The sequence below is a fragment of the Chitinophaga sedimenti genome, assembly GCF_023156195.1.
Taxonomy (GTDB): Bacteria; Bacteroidota; Bacteroidia; order Chitinophagales; family Chitinophagaceae; genus Chitinophaga; species Chitinophaga sedimenti.
On record NZ_JAKUKA010000001.1, the window covers coordinates 2,088,464 to 2,104,482 of the forward strand.

Sequence of the window (16,019 nt, forward strand, 5' to 3'; positions counted from 1 at the left end):
TTCCAGGCAGACAGAAAGCCTGACCGAAGACATCGTGTTTTCGGACAGCGCGCAAACCATGCAGTTCCTGAATAACTCGTATGCCTTTACGGGCCAGGACCTCGTACATTACCGCTACAACTACATCACGTCCGGCGTGGGCAACGACCTCGCATGCATGGAAGATTTAACCACGCACTCCGTATCATTTTACAGCGATCCGCAGGCATCGTTCATTACCGCGGCATCCACCACTAAAAATCATCATAGTAAAAACTACTACGGCGTGTTTTATAAAAGGATCCGCGCCCTTAATCTCTTCATGAGAAAGGTAAAGGATGCCCCGCTGACGGAAGGCACCAAAATCAAAACGGCGGCCGAGGCGCGCTTCCTGCGTGCGTTCTACTATGCACAACTGGTACGTTACTGGGGCGGTGTAAAGATCGTGGGCGACACGCTGTACAACATCACCGACGATGTAAAAGTGGTCCGCAATACGTTTAAGGAATGTATCGACTATATCGCGGAAGAATGCGATAAGGCTATGTTAGACCTCCCGAATGCTTCAGAACAACTGCCTTCAGAATACGGGCATATCACCAAAGGGATGTGTGCGGCGTTAAAAGCGCGTATGCTGCTGCATGCGGCCAGTCCACTATACAATGGCAACCCGATTGTTACCAGCGGCGCGCTGGCCCCGCTGGTTGCGTACTCCACCACCTACGACGCCAACCTGTGGAAGAAGGCGGCCGATGCCTGCAAAGCGGTGATGGACATGAACCAGTACAGTCTTTATGAAGATAATGTGACCCGCCCCGGCCACGGCTTCTGGAAGGTATTTCTTATTCGCAAGAACAGCGAGTACATCTATCCCTATATGATCGCGAATAATACCTTCTTCGAAACGTATCGTTTCCCGGTATCGCGCAACGCCGCGGGTGGTTACAGCAATCCATCGCAGAACCTGGTGGAAGCCTTTGGCATGGCCAATGGTAAATCCATCGCCGATCCTGCCTCGGGGTACAATGCCGCGAAGCCTTACGAGGGACGCGATCCGCGTTTTTATTATTCCATCATTTATAATGGCTCACTGGTATATTCCAGCAGCACTAAAAAGATGGAGCCGGTAGATATCTATAAAACTGCTTCCACCGGGGTGCTGACGTACGACGGTGTACAGAGCTACCGCACCAAAACGGGCTACTATGCCCGTAAAATGGCCAATGACTCCACTGGTACATCCGCCAGTCAGCAGCGTGTACTGCCCATTATCCGCTACGCGGAAATGATATTAGGCTACGCGGAAGCACTGAACGAATTCAGCGGCCCCACATCGGACGTGTACAACCACGTGATCGCGATCCGTCGCAGGGCGGGTATTCAGCCGGGGCTGATAATTTGTACGGCCTCAAAGCCGGTATGAGCAAGGAAGAAATGCGTACGGTCATCCGTAATGAGTTCGAGGTGGAATTTGCATACGAAGGCCACTGGTACTACGACACCCGCCGGTGGCGCACCGCCGAGGTAACGGAGAATGTGCCCATCCGCGGTATGATGATCCTCAAACAGAACGACGGCAGCTTTACTTATACCAACGTAACGGCGCTGAACGCAGTGTTTAAGGAAAAGATGTATTTCTGCCCGTTTACGGAAGATGAGGTAAATAAGAGCAGTACCCTCATCCAGAACCCGGGCTGGTAATATTTTTGTTGATCTATGTTCAGAAAGGCCGTGGCATTTGCTACGGCTTTTTTATATCTTGTTTCGATGAAAACCCACGTTCTCGCGTTTTTATATTGATGTTATGCGGACAGGCGGCCTCCGGGCAACGGTCCTCGCCCGTTATCGACAGCATGGTGGTAAGTTTCGGCGAAAAGAGCCAGGTGCGCGGTTTACCTGCGGTCTACCTGCACCTCGACAAAACCATCTACGTACGCAATGAACACATCTGGTTTACGGCCTATCTCCTCAACGGCTCGCCTGAAACCGAACAAACGCTGTACGTGGCCCTCACCGATCCCATGAAAAAGGAAGTGTTGGTACAATCGCGTTTCGTGATGAGTAAATACATGGGACAGGGCTACCTGATGGTGCCCGACAGTTTGGAAAGCGGGGAATACCGGTTAGTGGCCTATACGAGCAGTTACCTTAAAAGTCAGCAACAGGAGGTATTTCAGCAGGCGATCAGCATCCGCGCGCCGGACAAAAGCCGGATCATCGTGAATGATTTAAGCGGTCCGGTACAAACAGGGCAACCGCTTTCGCTTAAATATAAAGTCACCAATTACGAACAAAAGCCTGCCGATAAAGAGCCGCTGATCTACCGGTTATACGACGGCAACCACCTGCTCGATTCCGGCCGCAAGCAAACGGACATATGGGGTGAAGTGCAGCTGAAACTGCCACCGGCACCGGATAGTACCCGGGAGCTGGTGATGGATATCAACACCAGTTACAAAAAAGAGCCACGCAACATCCGTATTCCCCTGCAGGTACGGACACCGCTACGGGTACGCTGGTTTGCAGAAGGCGGCTCCATGGTGGCTTATCGCCGCAGCCGTATGGCATTTGAAATCTCCGAGAACGGCAGGGCCCTGTCGGCCCAGGGTGAATTACTCGCTGCCGGATTGCCCGTAGCGGCCTTCCGCTCTAACACGGCCGGCCGCGGCTGGCTCTATTTTGTACCCATGCCCGGCGTTGAATACAGCCTGAAGCTGCTCGACAGGAAAGAAGCGATACCCGTAACACTGCCGGATATTCTCCCGGACGGCTACACGCTATCCGTCGAAAACGCCCTACCGGAAGATGCACTGGATGTTACGATTCACACCCCGGATAACGACAGCAGCTGCTTCGTAGCGCTGCATAATTATCACGATATCTACTTTTCCGGCGCTATCCTTCTACCGCGCCACCAGGCCCGTATTCGCCTGCCGATGCACGAGGTGCCACGGGGACTGGTTACCCTCACCTTGTTTTCGGGCAGCGGTGAACCGGTGGCGGAAAGGGCGATCCTGGCGCATAACAGCCAGCGGTTGCAGGTGAACATCACCACTGACTCGGCCCAGTATCACACCCGGTCTAAAGTAAAAGTGAAAGTAAAAGTAACCAACAGCAAAGGTGAGCCTGTACGGGGCATGCTATCGGCCGGGCTGGCACTCGACAAACGCGTAGACACCTTCCGTTTCCGCGATATTGACCGCTATTATTACTTTGAACAACACCTCCCCTCACCCGCGATATTACCCGGCTTCCGGTTTTTCGACGATGAGCGGCAGCTGGAAGAATTGCTGCTCACCAAATGCTGGACGCGTTATCGTAAAGATGCGCCCCCTTACCACCATCTGTCATTTATGAAGAAGACCTCCACGGCCAGTTGCTGCTCAATCATAAGCCAGTAAAGAAACCAGGTGTGCTGCTGCTCATTGGTACCGGAAAGGCGGGCATGATCTCCACCGACTCAAGCGGCAGGTTTACGATCCCTGTAGAACAGTTGCGCGCGCCGGCAGACAGCCGCATTGCCATCAGCGCTGTAGGCGGACAAAAACGTACCGAGTTACAGGACTATACCGTGGAGCTGAACGATCCTCCGTACGATACGCTGAACCGCGCGCTCACAGGTATCTACATACCTTATCAACCTTTGCCGGAAGACATCTTATCGGCAGATGAAAAAATAAAAATGAAAACAATGCTGAAGGAGGTGGTGGTAAAATCGCGCAACGACGATCACTTCGGGGAATTCCGCAGCCAGAACTGTAATGACTGGGTGTGCCAATACAACATTCTCAATTGCAGCAACCACCCTTACGGCAGTAAACCGCAAAGTGGCGCCACCTATAATTACCGAGGCCAGCCGGTGGTGTACCGCGCCTGTAAAGAAGACAGCATTGCGGCTACCGGCTTCATGAAAAAGTGGACGGCATCTGGTACAGCAAGGAGTTTTACGTAGCCGATTACAGCACCAACAACGCCCCCGACCCGGAAATGTTTACCACGGTGTACTGGAACCACGGAGCCATGATCCATGATAACGGGGAAGTGGAATTCAGTTTTTATACCAACGACCTTACTGGCCGCTTTTGCTTTATCATAGAAGGGTTCACCGACCAGGGGCTCATGAGTGGGCGCGCCTGGTTCAAGGTAGCGAACGAATGACAAAGGCCCCGCCAGAAGGCGCGGCCACGTTGCGTCAGTGAATTTAATTCATTTGAGAGCACTAATAAATACATTGGCCTGCCTGAAAAGCGCCGGCCTTTCGATAGTTTGTAAGCGAAGATTAAAAAACTTACTTCAAGCGAATATTTAGATATAGGAAAAAATACACAATCCTTGAAAAACTGTATTCTAAGATCATGCCCCCACCCTGAAAGTTCAAGCGGATGAATGCCGGACGCCGATCTTTCAAAGATGCCGGGCACTAAAACCATTTTAATAAAACAAGGGGGAGCCGTGATGTAACAAACAAAACGGTCTAACCTTTAAGACCGTAGGTCAACATTGGATAAAAATAATTCGTTTATATGTGAGCATAGGTAACCTGATTGACTACCGTAAAAATATAGCAGTGGAATTGGTTTTCCAGCGCAAATTGGCAGCTGTTACCGTTTACTTTATAAACGCGTCGAAATGGAAATAGCTGTTACTTTAAACGGGCGAGAAATTCTGCTTTCTTACGAACAGACACCTCCAGCACTTTACCATCCGTCATTTCCACGTAGCCGCCTTTACCGTTGTGGTATTTGCGGATGTGATTAAGATTTACGAGATGCGAGTCGTGGATGCGGCAGAAGATATCGGCGGGCAACTGCGATTCAAATTCCTTTAAACTGCCCGAAACGAGGAGGCTGCCTCCCTTCTGAAAACCAAAGCGTGTATATGCCCCTTCTGCGCTGCAATACAGGATTTCTTCGAATGCATACAGGGTAAGACCATCCTTTTCGCGCAGGGCGATTTTGCCCAGTGTTTTCTCTGCACGCAGCTGCGGCAGCAAATCATTCAGGCGTTGACCAATATCCTGTTCGCGGATACGCTTAGCCGCCTTGCTCACTGCCTGGCGCAGATCGTCAATTTCCACGGGCTTCAGGATGTAATCGAGGGCATTGTATTTGAAACCTTTGATGGCATAGTGATCGTGCGCGGTAACAAATATCACTTCGAAGTCCACGGGTTTCAGGCTATCGAGCAGATCGAAAGCACTATCCGGTGCAATTTCTATGTCCAGAAACACGAGTTGCGGGCGCAGGGTCCTGATAACACCGGCCGCCTCTTCCAGTGTTTCCGCTTTACCTGCCACGGTTACTTCCGGGCAGTATTGAATCAGCATTTTTTTAGCAGCGATAAGTTTCTTGGTTCATCATCCACTAATACGCATTTAATCATCATAACGTCTTTTAATAGTTCAACCCGTGATCAAAGGGTAACGCACCTCTACGGCCGTTCCGCTTTCTCCCGGCAAATCATTCACTATAATTCCGATACTGGAAGATATCGATTTATTCATCATATTGATACGCTCTCTCGTAATCCTGGTGCCCCAGGACACGTGTCCGCCCGGCCGGCTGCCGGTAACGTTTCTGTACCCCATTATCAGTAACGGTACAAACGATCATGCGCTGCTCCAACCGGAATGCCACCGTAATCATTCCTTCCCTGTCGCGCAAATGGCGGATACCATGCTGTACGGCGTTCTCCACCAGGGGCTGCAGTACCATCCCCGGCCACAGCGCCTCCTCGGTATTAATTTGCGGATCTACAGTAATGGCAAAGTTGAACCGTTGGTCGAAGCGCATCTGTTCCAGCTCTAGGTAGGTGCGCAAATAACGCACCTCGTCCTGCACCGTAATATTGGGCTGCATGCTCATATCCAGCGTTTGCCGGATGAGGCGGGCAAAACGGCTGAGGTAGCGGTTCGCGCTCTCCATATCCTGGTCGATGATGAACTCCTGTACCGCGTTGAGGCTGTTAAAAATAAAGTGCGGGTTCATCTGCGCGCGCAGGGCCTTTGCTCTAACTCCTGCAGCTGCCGGGCAACCATTCTTTCCGCATTTTCCTTTTTGCGGCGGATGCCCAGCCGCCAGTAAATTAGTGCCCAAGTAAGCGCAATGAGCACCGCAGCGGCCAGCGGCACAAACCAGATACTTTGCCAGAAAGGCGTCTTCACGGTCAGCGGTATGGTCAGCACCGCGCTCTTCAGGCCGAAACGGTTTACGGCGTACAATTCCAGGTGATATGCGCCGGGCGGCAGCGAGATCAGGTCCAGCGACGTTTGCCGGCTCTGCCGCCACGCGCTGTCCTGTTCGCGCAAACGATAATAATAGGTAATATCCCCATCACTTTTATAAGATAACGCGGCATATTCTAGATGAATGCTGTTATTGGCATAATTAAGCAGCGGCAGGTTGGCGGGATCGGCTTTGCGGCCGTTGATGCTAACTTCGAGCAAGCGCAGGTCGCAGCGGGAATAGGGATCACTGAGGTTCCGGTTAAAGTAGGTGATGCCTTCTTGCGTGCCTGCATAGATCGTATCACCATCTACCAGGATACTATTAACGATGTCGGAGGCCAGCCCGTCGGCCTGTGTATACCGCGTTACATGGAGCTGCGAGCCGCCGAGCACCACCCGGTTCATACCTTTGTCCGTACCTACCCACAATAACGAATCCGACACTTCAATACAGCGCACATTACTGCTCGTTAGTCCGTCGGCCTGCGCAATATGGCGGACGATACGGTTGCCCCGCATACCAATCAGCCCGTTATCGGTGGCCACCCACATGGTGCCTGCATTATCTTCCTTGATATCGCGCACACTGCCCTGGAGCAGCCGGCTGGTATCGGCGAAACTGAATACCTTATTACCTGGCTGTACGAGTACCGACAAACCGTTCAATGCGCCATAGTAAACACTGTCGTTCCGGCAGAATACCGCAGAGGCCCGCACGTGCCCGATACGTTCGCTGATGCCGGTCATGTTATGCACGTCCATGATCCGGATCCCGTTGGAGCCGGCTACCACAGCCTCTCGTTCATTCTTCATCGATACAAACTTGGTGGCATTATCGCCCACCATGTACCGCATCGGCGCATTTCCTTTTTCACGAATACACGCAACCCCGCGCACATCAGCAGCACATCGCGCCAGCTGTCGACAAAGGTGACCGGCATATTGATCGAAATATCGTCCGTGATCTCGAACCCGCCATCGATCGGCCGCAGGCGGAAGTACCCGACGTCCGTACCAACGTGAATTGCGCCGCCTTGTTTCGCAAGTCCATATACAGAGATCTTTTGGTTATTCGGCGTGGTTTTAAGCACATTCTGGAAACGATCGGAGCTGATGCGGTAAACGCCGTCGTTCAACGTGGAGATCCAAATATTCCCTTCGCGGTCGCGGAGTATATTGCTTACATTTTTATCGGGCAGATAGGTGGTGACGTTCCTGCGGGTGAGAATATTAAACAACACGCTGCCGCGACTGGTATTCAGCAGGATCAGCGAATCGTTGAACCGCTCGGCCGTATTGATGGCCGGTGACGTTACCAGGTAATCCAGGTTATATTTTTTAGCATGTATCCGGTACTGACCGGAACTTTCCACGTAACAGAACAAATCATCGTCCATGATCACTTGTCCGCCCGACACCACCGACCCATAGGGCAGTTTGTACACTTCGCGGAACCGGCCCTTCGAGTATTCCAGGATGCTCCAGCGGTACATCAACCAGGTTTTATCGGCCGTTGTCACCGCCAGTTTCGTCATCGCACCGCCCGTTGTGGTCATGTTAGTGAGGTACTGTACTTTATCATCCGGCGTAATAAGGAACACGTTGGACATGTCCATCAACATTACTTCCCCTTTCTTATTTTCCTCGATGCAGAAAACAAAACCTTCGAGGTACAACTTCTTCAGCAGACTATCGTTTCGCTGGGTATGGATGTAGCCATCCTGGTAGTAACAAATGGCATGTTTGTAAGGCATCAGCCAAACGCGTCCTTTGGAATCGCAGTAGATGCGGATGACCTCATTGTTGGGCAGCCCGTCTTTAGTAGTAAAATTCCTGAAACGTGTACCATCGAACCGGCTGACACCGGTTTCCGTGGCAAACCAGATAAAGCCCTCTTTGTCCTGTACCATGCTGTACACAACCGGCCCAACCAGGCCATCGCGCTCATTGTAGTGCCGGTAGTTAAACTCCTGCCCGGCGGTGGGTTGCAGCATCACAATAAGCAAACAGAAACAGGATAACAATGCTTTCAGTGGCATCCGGAGGGATATATGATAAGTTAGTTTTAGTCGTGAAGATATTAACTGGGTTGTTAAAATTAACGAAAAATTTAGTGGAAGATGTTGGAAGGGGTTGATTAGCTTTACGCGGCATATGGAATTATTGACATTAATGTTCATGCTGATCGGCCTGTTTGTGCTTTCCATCATAATGGTGGAAAAGGTATGCAATAAAGTATTCCGCGTGCTTACCAAAACCGCTGTAGTGGCGGCATTGCTGGTGGGTTTCGCGGTACTGGCCGGTATCACGCCGGGCTTTGTTTTACTGCTGGCGTTTTTTGTTATGGGCGTTTGGGCTACCGGCCACGGGAAAACGAAGAAGAAACAAGGCCCCTCGCAGCCGCGTACGGCGGGACAAGTATTTGCCAATGGGGGTGTAGCAGGGCTGATGGGCGTGCTGTCTTTCTACTTTGCAGTATTGAGCGGGGGCGATGCATTTCCCTTTTTGATAGCCGCCGCGGGCAGCCTTTCCGCAGCCACTGCCGATACCCTTTCGTCGGAGCTGGGTATGGTATACGGGCGGCGATTTTACAACATTCTCAACTTCAAATCCTCTCCGCCAGGACCGGATGGCGTGATCAGCCTGGAAGGCACGCTGCTGGGCGCCGCCGGTGCGCTGGTCATAGCGGTGCTTACCTATGCCTGCACGATGGGCTGGTGGGGCATGGCAGATGCCCGCATTATATGGGTAGTAACAGTGGCTGGCATCGCCGGTACCCTGATCGATTCCCTGCTCGGCGCCACCCTGGAACGTCGCGGCCTGCTTGGCAACGACGCGGTTAACTTCCTGAACCGCCGGCGGCGCATTAATAGCCTGGTACCTGTACTAACCTTTTATTATCTTAGGCACAAATCTGTTCCCGATGAAAAAACTGTTCTGGCTCCTTTTGCTGCCCCTCATGGCTTTTCTACCTCGAAAAGAAAAAACCTGGGTGGCTATCGGCGACAGCATTACCTACCTGAACGACCATCCCGACGAAACCGGCAACCGCATCACCAAAGGATACCTGAGCCTTATTACCGAGCGCCTGCCCGGCCTGCGTTACATTAACCAGGGTCATAACGGGTGGACGGCCGTACGCATTGCAAAGGAGTTTGACCAGCTGAAAGTACCGGCCGCCGATGTATATACGATCTTCCTCGGCACGAACGACTGGTGGTCCGGCCAGCCTATCGGCACGTTTCAGGACTATAAAGACAGTACCGGGACTACAACGGTATACGGCGCTTTCCGCACGATCGTGGGCAAATTGCGCGCCCTGCAGCCCCATGCGCCTATTATTCTCATTACGCCCATGCAGCGCGTGGATTTCGTGTATATCAACAATCCAAAAAACAACGCACGGGGTTCGTACCGCGATAAAAAGGGACAAACCCTGGCCCATGTGGTGGCTGCCATCGACAGTATCGGCAGATATGAACACTGTAAAGTGGTGGACCTGTACCACCAGCGCGGCCTGCAATTGCCGCAGCTGGTGCATTTCAAACGCCTGAAAGACAGTGCCACCGGGCAATACCGCAATTACCCCTACCCCGCCTTTATCGGCTTGCCTTACAACCCGGATACCGACGAGTACCCCTACCCCGAAGCGGCCATCGCGGCTACCTACGACGGCCTACACCCGTCCGACAAGGGTTATAAAATAATTGCAGACGCCCTGTACAGGCAGATCCGGCATATATACAAGCATTAAGGGGATTTTGTCAACCGTAAATCCGTCGTTACCGTATCTTTGGGGCGAAATCAACACACGCCATCCTGCGGCCCCAAGTGAACAATTATGAGGAAAACGACACTTATTATCATCGCCATACTTTGGGGAATCGGTCCTGCTATTGCGCAGGACAAGCTCCTTCAGGACCTTACTAACAGCAAAACCGCCAAAGACAGGGCTACGGCCCTTATCAACCTTGGTGAATATTACCGCGCCAAACCCGGTGAGGACAAAGCGGACCTCGACAAAGCGATGCAGTATGCGCGGCAGGCGCTCGAGGTGTCCAATGATCCAACCGTCACTACGGACGCCTGGCTCACCATCGTTCGCACCATGTCGGAAATGGGGCGGTTACCGGAGATGTATGCATCGCTCGCGGGGTTGAATGACCGGCCAGCGTTACAGGCAAAGGTGATGGCTGAAATGGCCTGGCAATATACCCACCTGCCCGGGGAAGAAAAAGAAGACCTCGACCATGCAGAAAAACTTTGCGAGGCATCGCTCCAGGCGGCGCGGCGCTTACAACGGAAGGACCTGGTGGAAGAAGCCTCCACCCTCAAAGCGATGATTGCCACCGAGCGGTATGACTTTCCGAAGGCCAACCAGCTGGCAGAAGCACTGACGCCCAAGAACAAAATATGGGTGTACCGCGTAAACGCACAGGGATACGCCAATAACATGGACGCTCCGGGACATATAGATTCCTCCCTGTTCTATCTTGAAAAAGCTATTTGTACTGCTGCCGACGCGGGCTTGCCCGACTATGAACGCAGCGCCGTGGATTATGCCAATAAATTCGCCTACTGGCGTCCCAACGACCTGCACTTCGACCGCATGTTCGAGCACCTGCTCACTGTTTACAGCACGCAAAATTATCCGCACAAACACTTCATATACGACGCCCTCCGCCAGCTGCATACCATCCGCGGCAACAAGGATAAAGAAATGTACTATGCCCAGGAGGCGCTCCGGGAAATGCACAAGCACAAAGATTACTTTATGGGCGTGCATTATTACATGAATTTAGGCAATATTTACAAAGCCCTCAGCGAGCACCAGCTGGCCTACGACAACTATCAGCAGGCGCTGAAATATTCCATGAACAACCGGGTAAATGTATACCCAGCAACGGAAGCCATTACGCAGGCCCTTCGCAAAATGCACAAGTACCGCGAAGCCCTGGACATCGTACAACACCTTGAAAAAGAATTACCACCACAGCAGCCGCATTTCAAAAATTCGCTGAACAGGATGCTCCTGAATATTTACCGCGACATGCGTGACTACGACAAGGCCGAACCCTATGGTCGCGCTGTGGTAGCAGCTACGCCCAAAGGCACACCGGAATACTATACCGCACTTTCGCAGCTGGGACAGTTGTACGTAGAATCGCAGCAGTATGAAAAAGCAAAACCGTTGCTGGACCAGGTGGCCGCTTATCCCCTGCCCCCGCGATCACTGTACGCGGTCATTTCCATTTCATGATGTTTAAGGTGGATTCTGCCATGGGTAATTACCTCTCGGCCATCGACCACCTCATGATGAACAAACAACTGGATGATTCGATGCTTACCGCGCAAAAGATGCGGCAGGTGGAAGAGTATAAAGTAAAATACGAAACCGAAAAAAGGACCGCGAACTGCTGCAACAGCAACAGGCCATTCTTCAATGGCAGCAATTATCGCTGCTGCATCAGAAAGATATGGACAGCGTGCGCTGGAAATTGATCGTGGAAGAAAACATGCAGCAACGAACGCGCAACCAGGCAGCAACTTCCGCCGCCAACCTGCGGCTGGCGCAGCAGGACATGGAACTGTTACGGAAGGACAAAGAACTGGCCACCACCTTTACGAACGGCACTATTTCCGTCATCGTGCTACTCTTGCTGGTACTGGCCTTAATCGTGAATTCCTACTTTTCGAAGCAGCGGAAGAACAAAGAGATCAGCCAGAAAAATGCGAAACTGGAACACCTCGTTAAAGAAAAAGAATGGCTGCTGCAGGAAGTACATCACCGCGTAAAAAACAACCTGCAAACCGTTGTAAGCCTGCTGGAATCGCAGTCTGGCTATTTAAACGAAGCCACGGAAGCCATTACAGAGAGCCGCAACCGCGTATATGCCATGTCGCTCATCCACCAGAAATTATACCGCACCACGAATGTGTCTACGATCAATATGGCGGCGTATTTACCGGAACTGGTAGAACACCTGCGCAGCAGTTTTGCCTCAACGCATATCTATTTTGATGTGCAGGTTTCACCGGTGGAGGTAGACGTTTCACAGGCTATTCCTTTAGGATTGATCCTGAATGAAACGATTACCAACTGCCTCAAATACGCATTTCCTCATCCGCGCCCCGACAGCCGCATACGGGTGTGGCTGCAACCGCTGGCCTCCAGAGAAGTGGAACTGCTGATCGCCGACAATGGCGTCGGCATTCCGGCTACCGGCGCGGGCAAAGGATTAGGATTAAAATTGATTCACGGGCTGGCCGATGAAATTGATGGCAACTTATCGATTACCAACGATCAGGGTGCTTGTGTAAGATTGGTGTTTACGCCGACGCTGCAGCTGCAACTGGAACGCGTGGCGGCGGGACAGCTGGTTTAGCTCACTTCAACATCACCTTCTTGCCCGTTCTCACCGCGTCATAAATCGCATCAATAATCTTCAGGTCGCGCAGTCCCTCCTCGCCATCTACCGGCACTATCGGCTGCCTGCCTTCCAATATGATGCCGGCCATCTCGTCCATCTGCACGGTTTGATGCGTGGTATGTGGCTGAGTTAACTCGCCCTTGTTGGTGCGGCCTTTGATCGGACCATAACCTGTAGACGGCTGCATTTCGGCAAATCCTTTATCTCCATTGAGGAAGAAACGATCGAGGTTGTTCATCGCGTAAGTAGACAAACACGAAGCGACCGCGCCTGACGGGAAGCCCATCTGGAACTGGATCGTTTCGTCTACCCCCTCCTTAAATTTCACCGGATCGGTTTTGGTTTCCTGCGCGGTGATCCAGGTGGGCTCCTCGCCTACCATGTAACGCGCGCCGTTGATGGCATAGATGCCAATATCCATCAGCGAACCGCCGCCGGCCAGTTGTTTGTTCAGCCGCCATTGTGTGGGATCGCCGATACGGAAGCCGCATAGGCCCCTGGAAGAACTGGATTTTACCTAACTCACCGCTTTTACGCATGCGGATCACTTCCAGCGTTTTAGGCTCAAAGTGCATGCGGTAGCCTACCAACAACTTTACGCCCGCCTTTTTACAGGCGGCCACCATTTCGGCGCCTTCTTTGGCGTTAAGGGCCATCGGCTTTTCACAGATCACGTGTTTGCCGGCAGCGGCGGCCTGCAATACTTGTTTGTGGTGCAGGGCATTAGGCGTAGTGATGTACACCGCATCGATGTCCGGGTTATTTTTAATGTTGTAGAAGCTCTCGTAATTGTAGCAATTCTTCTCCGGTATGCCGTATTTACTCCGCCAATCGATCAGCTTGGCCGGTGTACCGCTGATCGCACCTACCAGCTTTGCTTTCGTGCAGCTTTTCATGGCCTCGGCCACCCGGGTGGCATAACCGCCCAGCCCCATAAGGGCTACGCGCAACACTGGCCCATCGTAGGGTTGCTGGTGTACAGCCCAGGCAGGTAGGGGCAACAAGATAGCGGAGGCAGCCATTTTCTGAAGGAAGTCGCGGCGGGTGTTCATGACGTGTAGTTTATGTTTAATACTACAAAAATTCCTCCATAAAAAGAAGGCTGCCCGTTCGGACAGCTTTCCCTTTTTAGTTTCTTCTTATTCTGAATGTCGCGCTCACCGGGGTTGTATTGGTTGAATCGCTCACCGTTCCGGCGAACCGACCTTCTATGAAGCCGCCTGTGGCTGCGTCGTAACGGGTTACGGTAACGGGCATATTATTAGTGCTCCAGCTTTTACGGTCTTCCTGGTAATAGAAGGCACCGGAGAAGTCGCCCGTTTTACCGGGCTGCCCGTTGATAAACAGCTGCATGGAAGAAGTTGTATTAAACGCATACACATAACTGGCGTTCGCGTCGGTCGACAATGAAATACTGTCGCCAGGCGGCATCAGCATAATACGATCGGCGCCGAAGGTCATATCTATATACTGTTCCGCACTTTCGGCGCACACGGAAATTTCACCGGCATCCGGTCATTGCCGTTTACTTCAAATTCCAGTGCTTCAGAGATCATCTTTTTATCAGCATCGTCCGCAACGATCGTGGCCATCGCTGGACCGCTGGTACAACGGGCCACCATGATGGAGAACCGGCCGTTGCTCACATTCGCGCGATAAACGAAGGCATCTACCTTAAGGGTGACGCTGCCGCGCTGTACGGCCTGCCGTTCGCAGTTTAACACGGTGCCCGATACCCTGATCATGGAATAACCCGCGTGCATCGAAATTTCGCCCAGGTCGGTATCGAAAAACAGCGGGTTGATTTCCTGCGCATAAACAAGATCGCCGCACTTATTATATACGTTGAGTGCCAGTTTCTGATTGGCGGGTACCAACCCTTCGATAATACCGTCGCCGGAAGTGTAACCGCTGCCGGAAATATTGTTATTACCCAATGCCGTGGTGATGGTTACGCGGGCATTAGCCAGCGGGGCATCTTCCGCGAACAGTCGGGCTTTCAATTTTACTACTTTGAAAGGCGCATCACAGTTCCAGAAAGAAAAGTGGGTAAGCACCCCAACATACTCGTCCTCCATTTTCACCGCCCTGCCTTCTTCTTTCCAAAGGCCGGTCGTTTCATTAAAACTCCACAGCGCAATGTCTGCCGGCGCATGCACCTTCAGTGTTTGCGGAACAGGCATCCGCCAGGTGGCGGTGATACCGGGCGCCAGTTGCAGCTTTTCGCCGCTAACGCTGTACAGTTCCGCACCTACCATCCCGAAGGACTGCAGGCCCATCTCCTTATTATGTTTATCAATACCCCGCAACGTGCCCGGCATGATGTCGTAAAAGTTGTCCATATCCGGGTGGATGGCTGCGGCATATACAACAACAGTACCTTTATAGGGCTGTTTGGTAATTTCATTGATGATCGCATTTGGGGCAAACTGGATGGAGCCACCATCGTTCGGCATGTTCACAATGCCGCCGGCCGCTACATCGAACGTACCGGTAACGGTCTTTTTGACCAGCTCTAAAGCCGTATTGTTATTATCGCCGGTTTGCAGCATCAGGGTTTTGTAACCTGTAAAGAATCCTTCCTTTTCTACCTTGATAAGACCCGCTGTGCGGTCGAGGGTAACATCGCTGAAATAGAAGTTGCCATCCACATCAGTAGTGGTGGTTGCGCCACCAGCCGTAACCGTAGCACCGCCGACGGGCACCTTTTCGCCGTCGGTAACCCGGCCGCTTACGGATGCACGAATATTATCGACAATATGTTCCCCGGTGGGCTCCAGCGAGGTTTCTGCCTTACGGCAGCTATAGTATACTACAACTGTCAATACGAACAGGAGGGGCAGCAGTCTTGAAAGTTTCATGGTATAAGGTGGCTTGCTGTACAAAAGTACATTTTTATTTTGCTTTTAGTTGGTCCAGTAAGGCCTTCAGTTCTCTTACTTTTTGCGGGTATTGGGCACTCACGTCTTTTCGTTCCCCTATATCCGTTTTTAGCTGATATGATAACCCGTTCTCCGAGTTGCCCGTTTCCGTACCCGTCAGCTTTTGCACGGCGGGGCCTTTAGTCGGCTCAATATATTTCCAGTCGGCGCTAACGATGGCCAAAGCTCCACCCTGCTGCACCAGCGTGCTCCTGCCATTCTTCCAGCGCCCCAGCAAAGCGTCCAGCTGGTCTTCACTATCCAGCGTTTCTCCGGCCGGCAGTTTCACGCCCAGCATGCATGCAAACGAAAGTCGCCGCAGCCGAGATCATCGGTGAAAATAAAGATCACATTCGGGCGCTGCGCCTGTGCACGGACTACCGATGGCGTAAGGAACAGGGCCCATATCAGTTTTTTCATGACGTTGGGATTGATACAACAAAAATACGCATTGCCGCTTCA

Annotated in this window: 20 protein-coding genes; 10 read left to right on the forward strand and 10 right to left on the reverse strand. The window is 52.1% G+C overall.

All coding sequences use genetic code 11. The features are described 5' to 3' along the window. Nucleotides 1-34: 34 nt before the first annotated feature. From MKQ70_RS11910 to MKQ70_RS11925, 5 genes are all read left to right on the forward strand, one after another. Nucleotides 35-1,402 (forward strand): RagB/SusD family nutrient uptake outer membrane protein, encoded by a 1,368-nt coding sequence (locus tag MKQ70_RS11910; RefSeq protein ID WP_504908385.1) that lies wholly within the window; start codon nt 35-37, stop codon nt 1,400-1,402. Further along, on the forward strand, nt 1,399-1,680 hold the full coding sequence (locus MKQ70_RS42165; protein WP_372489966.1) for a RagB/SusD family nutrient uptake outer membrane protein: 282 nt from the start codon (nt 1,399-1,401) through the stop codon (nt 1,678-1,680). Before MKQ70_RS11910 ends, MKQ70_RS42165 begins: the two co-directional genes overlap by 4 nt. A 98-nt stretch (nt 1,681-1,778) precedes the next feature. After that, nucleotides 1,779-3,380, forward strand: a complete 1,602-nt coding sequence (locus MKQ70_RS11915; RefSeq protein WP_248070991.1) for a hypothetical protein — start codon at nt 1,779-1,781, stop codon at nt 3,378-3,380. Between the two features lie 11 nt (nt 3,381-3,391). Next, complete coding sequence (locus MKQ70_RS11920; RefSeq protein ID WP_248070993.1) at nt 3,392-3,931, forward strand: hypothetical protein; 540 nt, start codon at nt 3,392-3,394, stop codon at nt 3,929-3,931. After that, nucleotides 3,895-4,137: a hypothetical protein gene (locus MKQ70_RS11925; RefSeq protein WP_248070995.1), complete on the forward strand. Its 243-nt coding sequence runs from the start codon at nt 3,895-3,897 to the stop codon at nt 4,135-4,137. Before MKQ70_RS11920 ends, MKQ70_RS11925 begins: the two co-directional genes overlap by 37 nt. Nucleotides 4,138-4,621: 484 nt before the next feature. Here the strand turns inward: MKQ70_RS11925 and MKQ70_RS11930 are convergent, their stop codons facing one another. From MKQ70_RS11930 to MKQ70_RS11945, 4 genes are all read right to left on the reverse strand, one after another. Then, nucleotides 4,622-5,305 (reverse strand): LytR/AlgR family response regulator transcription factor, encoded by a 684-nt coding sequence (locus MKQ70_RS11930; RefSeq protein ID WP_248070997.1) that lies wholly within the window; start codon nt 5,303-5,305, stop codon nt 4,622-4,624. A 169-nt stretch (nt 5,306-5,474) separates the two neighbouring features. Beyond that, nucleotides 5,475-5,966 carry a sensor histidine kinase gene (locus MKQ70_RS11935; protein ID WP_248070999.1) on the reverse strand — a complete coding sequence of 164 codons (492 nt, stop codon included), beginning with the start codon at nt 5,964-5,966 and terminating at the stop codon, nt 5,475-5,477. Beyond that, nucleotides 5,963-7,051, reverse strand: coding sequence for a two-component regulator propeller domain-containing protein (locus tag MKQ70_RS11940; RefSeq protein ID WP_248071001.1), 1,089 nt, complete (start codon nt 7,049-7,051; stop codon nt 5,963-5,965). Before MKQ70_RS11940 ends, MKQ70_RS11935 begins: the two co-directional genes overlap by 4 nt. Continuing rightward, on the reverse strand, nt 7,015-8,244 hold the full coding sequence (locus MKQ70_RS11945) for a ligand-binding sensor domain-containing protein (protein ID WP_248071003.1): 1,230 nt from the start codon (nt 8,242-8,244) through the stop codon (nt 7,015-7,017). Before MKQ70_RS11945 ends, MKQ70_RS11940 begins: the two co-directional genes overlap by 37 nt. A gap of 139 nt (nt 8,245-8,383) precedes the next feature. Between MKQ70_RS11945 and MKQ70_RS11950 the strand changes: the two genes are divergently transcribed. The 5 genes from MKQ70_RS11950 (at nt 8,384) to MKQ70_RS11970 (ending at nt 12,591) form a co-directional block, all read left to right on the forward strand. Further along, nucleotides 8,384-9,316 (forward strand): DUF92 domain-containing protein, encoded by a 933-nt coding sequence (locus tag MKQ70_RS11950; protein WP_248071005.1) that lies wholly within the window; start codon nt 8,384-8,386, stop codon nt 9,314-9,316. Next, complete coding sequence (locus tag MKQ70_RS11955; RefSeq protein ID WP_248071007.1) at nt 9,198-9,959, forward strand: SGNH/GDSL hydrolase family protein; 762 nt, start codon at nt 9,198-9,200, stop codon at nt 9,957-9,959. Before MKQ70_RS11950 ends, MKQ70_RS11955 begins: the two co-directional genes overlap by 119 nt. Nucleotides 9,960-10,046: 87 nt before the next feature. Beyond that, on the forward strand, nt 10,047-11,465 hold the full coding sequence (locus MKQ70_RS11960) for a tetratricopeptide repeat protein (RefSeq protein ID WP_248071009.1): 1,419 nt from the start codon (nt 10,047-10,049) through the stop codon (nt 11,463-11,465). After that, nucleotides 11,462-11,707, forward strand: a complete 246-nt coding sequence (locus MKQ70_RS11965) for a hypothetical protein (RefSeq protein WP_248071011.1) — start codon at nt 11,462-11,464, stop codon at nt 11,705-11,707. Before MKQ70_RS11960 ends, MKQ70_RS11965 begins: the two co-directional genes overlap by 4 nt. Continuing rightward, nucleotides 11,692-12,591 carry a sensor histidine kinase gene (locus MKQ70_RS11970; RefSeq protein WP_248071013.1) on the forward strand — a complete coding sequence of 300 codons (900 nt, stop codon included), beginning with the start codon at nt 11,692-11,694 and terminating at the stop codon, nt 12,589-12,591. Before MKQ70_RS11965 ends, MKQ70_RS11970 begins: the two co-directional genes overlap by 16 nt. Nucleotide 12,592: 1 nt before the next feature. Here MKQ70_RS11970 and MKQ70_RS11975 read toward each other — a convergent pair whose 3' ends face one another. The 6 genes from MKQ70_RS11975 to MKQ70_RS38270 all read right to left on the reverse strand — a co-directional run bounded on the left by MKQ70_RS11975 (nt 12,593) and on the right by MKQ70_RS38270 (nt 15,977). Beyond that, complete coding sequence (locus tag MKQ70_RS11975; RefSeq protein ID WP_248071016.1) at nt 12,593-13,057, reverse strand: Gfo/Idh/MocA family protein; 465 nt, start codon at nt 13,055-13,057, stop codon at nt 12,593-12,595. Then, nucleotides 12,954-13,688 (reverse strand): Gfo/Idh/MocA family protein, encoded by a 735-nt coding sequence (locus tag MKQ70_RS11980; RefSeq protein ID WP_248071018.1) that lies wholly within the window; start codon nt 13,686-13,688, stop codon nt 12,954-12,956. The genes MKQ70_RS11975 and MKQ70_RS11980 overlap by 104 nt, the downstream gene beginning before the upstream one ends. 76 nt (nt 13,689-13,764) lie before the next feature. Next, the gene (locus MKQ70_RS11985) at nt 13,765-14,097 is read right to left on the reverse strand and encodes a hypothetical protein (protein WP_248071020.1); all 333 of its coding nucleotides are present in this window, start codon (nt 14,095-14,097) and stop codon (nt 13,765-13,767) included. 2 nt (nt 14,098-14,099) lie between these two features. Continuing rightward, a complete protein-coding gene (locus MKQ70_RS11990; RefSeq protein WP_248071022.1) occupies nt 14,100-15,497 on the reverse strand; it encodes a hypothetical protein in 1,398 nt (465 codons plus the stop codon). Nucleotides 15,498-15,531: 34 nt separating this feature from the next. Then, a complete protein-coding gene (locus MKQ70_RS11995) occupies nt 15,532-15,855 on the reverse strand; it encodes a hypothetical protein (protein WP_248071024.1) in 324 nt (107 codons plus the stop codon). Next, complete coding sequence (locus tag MKQ70_RS38270) at nt 15,843-15,977, reverse strand: hypothetical protein (protein ID WP_282456393.1); 135 nt, start codon at nt 15,975-15,977, stop codon at nt 15,843-15,845. Before MKQ70_RS38270 ends, MKQ70_RS11995 begins: the two co-directional genes overlap by 13 nt. Nucleotides 15,978-16,019 lie beyond the last annotated feature (42 nt).

Coding starts and splice junctions, on each gene's coding strand:
- MKQ70_RS11990 (WP_248071022.1), bottom strand. CDS start 15,497: ATGAAACTTTCAAGACTGCTGCCCCTCCTGTTCGTATTGACAGTTGTA.
- MKQ70_RS11995 (WP_248071024.1), bottom strand. CDS start 15,855: ATGCTGGGCGTGAAACTGCCGGCCGGAGAAACGCTGGATAGTGAAGAC.
- MKQ70_RS11960 (WP_248071009.1), top strand. CDS start 10,047: ATGAGGAAAACGACACTTATTATCATCGCCATACTTTGGGGAATCGGT.
- MKQ70_RS38270 (WP_282456393.1), bottom strand. CDS start 15,977: ATGAAAAAACTGATATGGGCCCTGTTCCTTACGCCATCGGTAGTCCGT.
- MKQ70_RS11945 (WP_248071003.1), bottom strand. CDS start 8,244: ATGCCACTGAAAGCATTGTTATCCTGTTTCTGTTTGCTTATTGTGATG.
- MKQ70_RS11975 (WP_248071016.1), bottom strand. CDS start 13,057: ATGGATATTGGCATCTATGCCATCAACGGCGCGCGTTACATGGTAGGC.
- MKQ70_RS11915 (WP_248070991.1), top strand. CDS start 1,779: ATGTTATGCGGACAGGCGGCCTCCGGGCAACGGTCCTCGCCCGTTATC.
- MKQ70_RS11985 (WP_248071020.1), bottom strand. CDS start 14,097: ATGACCTTCGGCGCCGATCGTATTATGCTGATGCCGCCTGGCGACAGT.
- MKQ70_RS42165 (WP_372489966.1), top strand. CDS start 1,399: ATGAGCAAGGAAGAAATGCGTACGGTCATCCGTAATGAGTTCGAGGTG.
- MKQ70_RS11980 (WP_248071018.1), bottom strand. CDS start 13,688: ATGAACACCCGCCGCGACTTCCTTCAGAAAATGGCTGCCTCCGCTATC.
- MKQ70_RS11950 (WP_248071005.1), top strand. CDS start 8,384: ATGCTGATCGGCCTGTTTGTGCTTTCCATCATAATGGTGGAAAAGGTA.
- MKQ70_RS11935 (WP_248070999.1), bottom strand. CDS start 5,966: ATGAACCCGCACTTTATTTTTAACAGCCTCAACGCGGTACAGGAGTTC.
- MKQ70_RS11965 (WP_248071011.1), top strand. CDS start 11,462: ATGATGTTTAAGGTGGATTCTGCCATGGGTAATTACCTCTCGGCCATC.
- MKQ70_RS11940 (WP_248071001.1), bottom strand. CDS start 7,051: ATGGTGGGCGATAATGCCACCAAGTTTGTATCGATGAAGAATGAACGA.
- MKQ70_RS11930 (WP_248070997.1), bottom strand. CDS start 5,305: ATGCTGATTCAATACTGCCCGGAAGTAACCGTGGCAGGTAAAGCGGAA.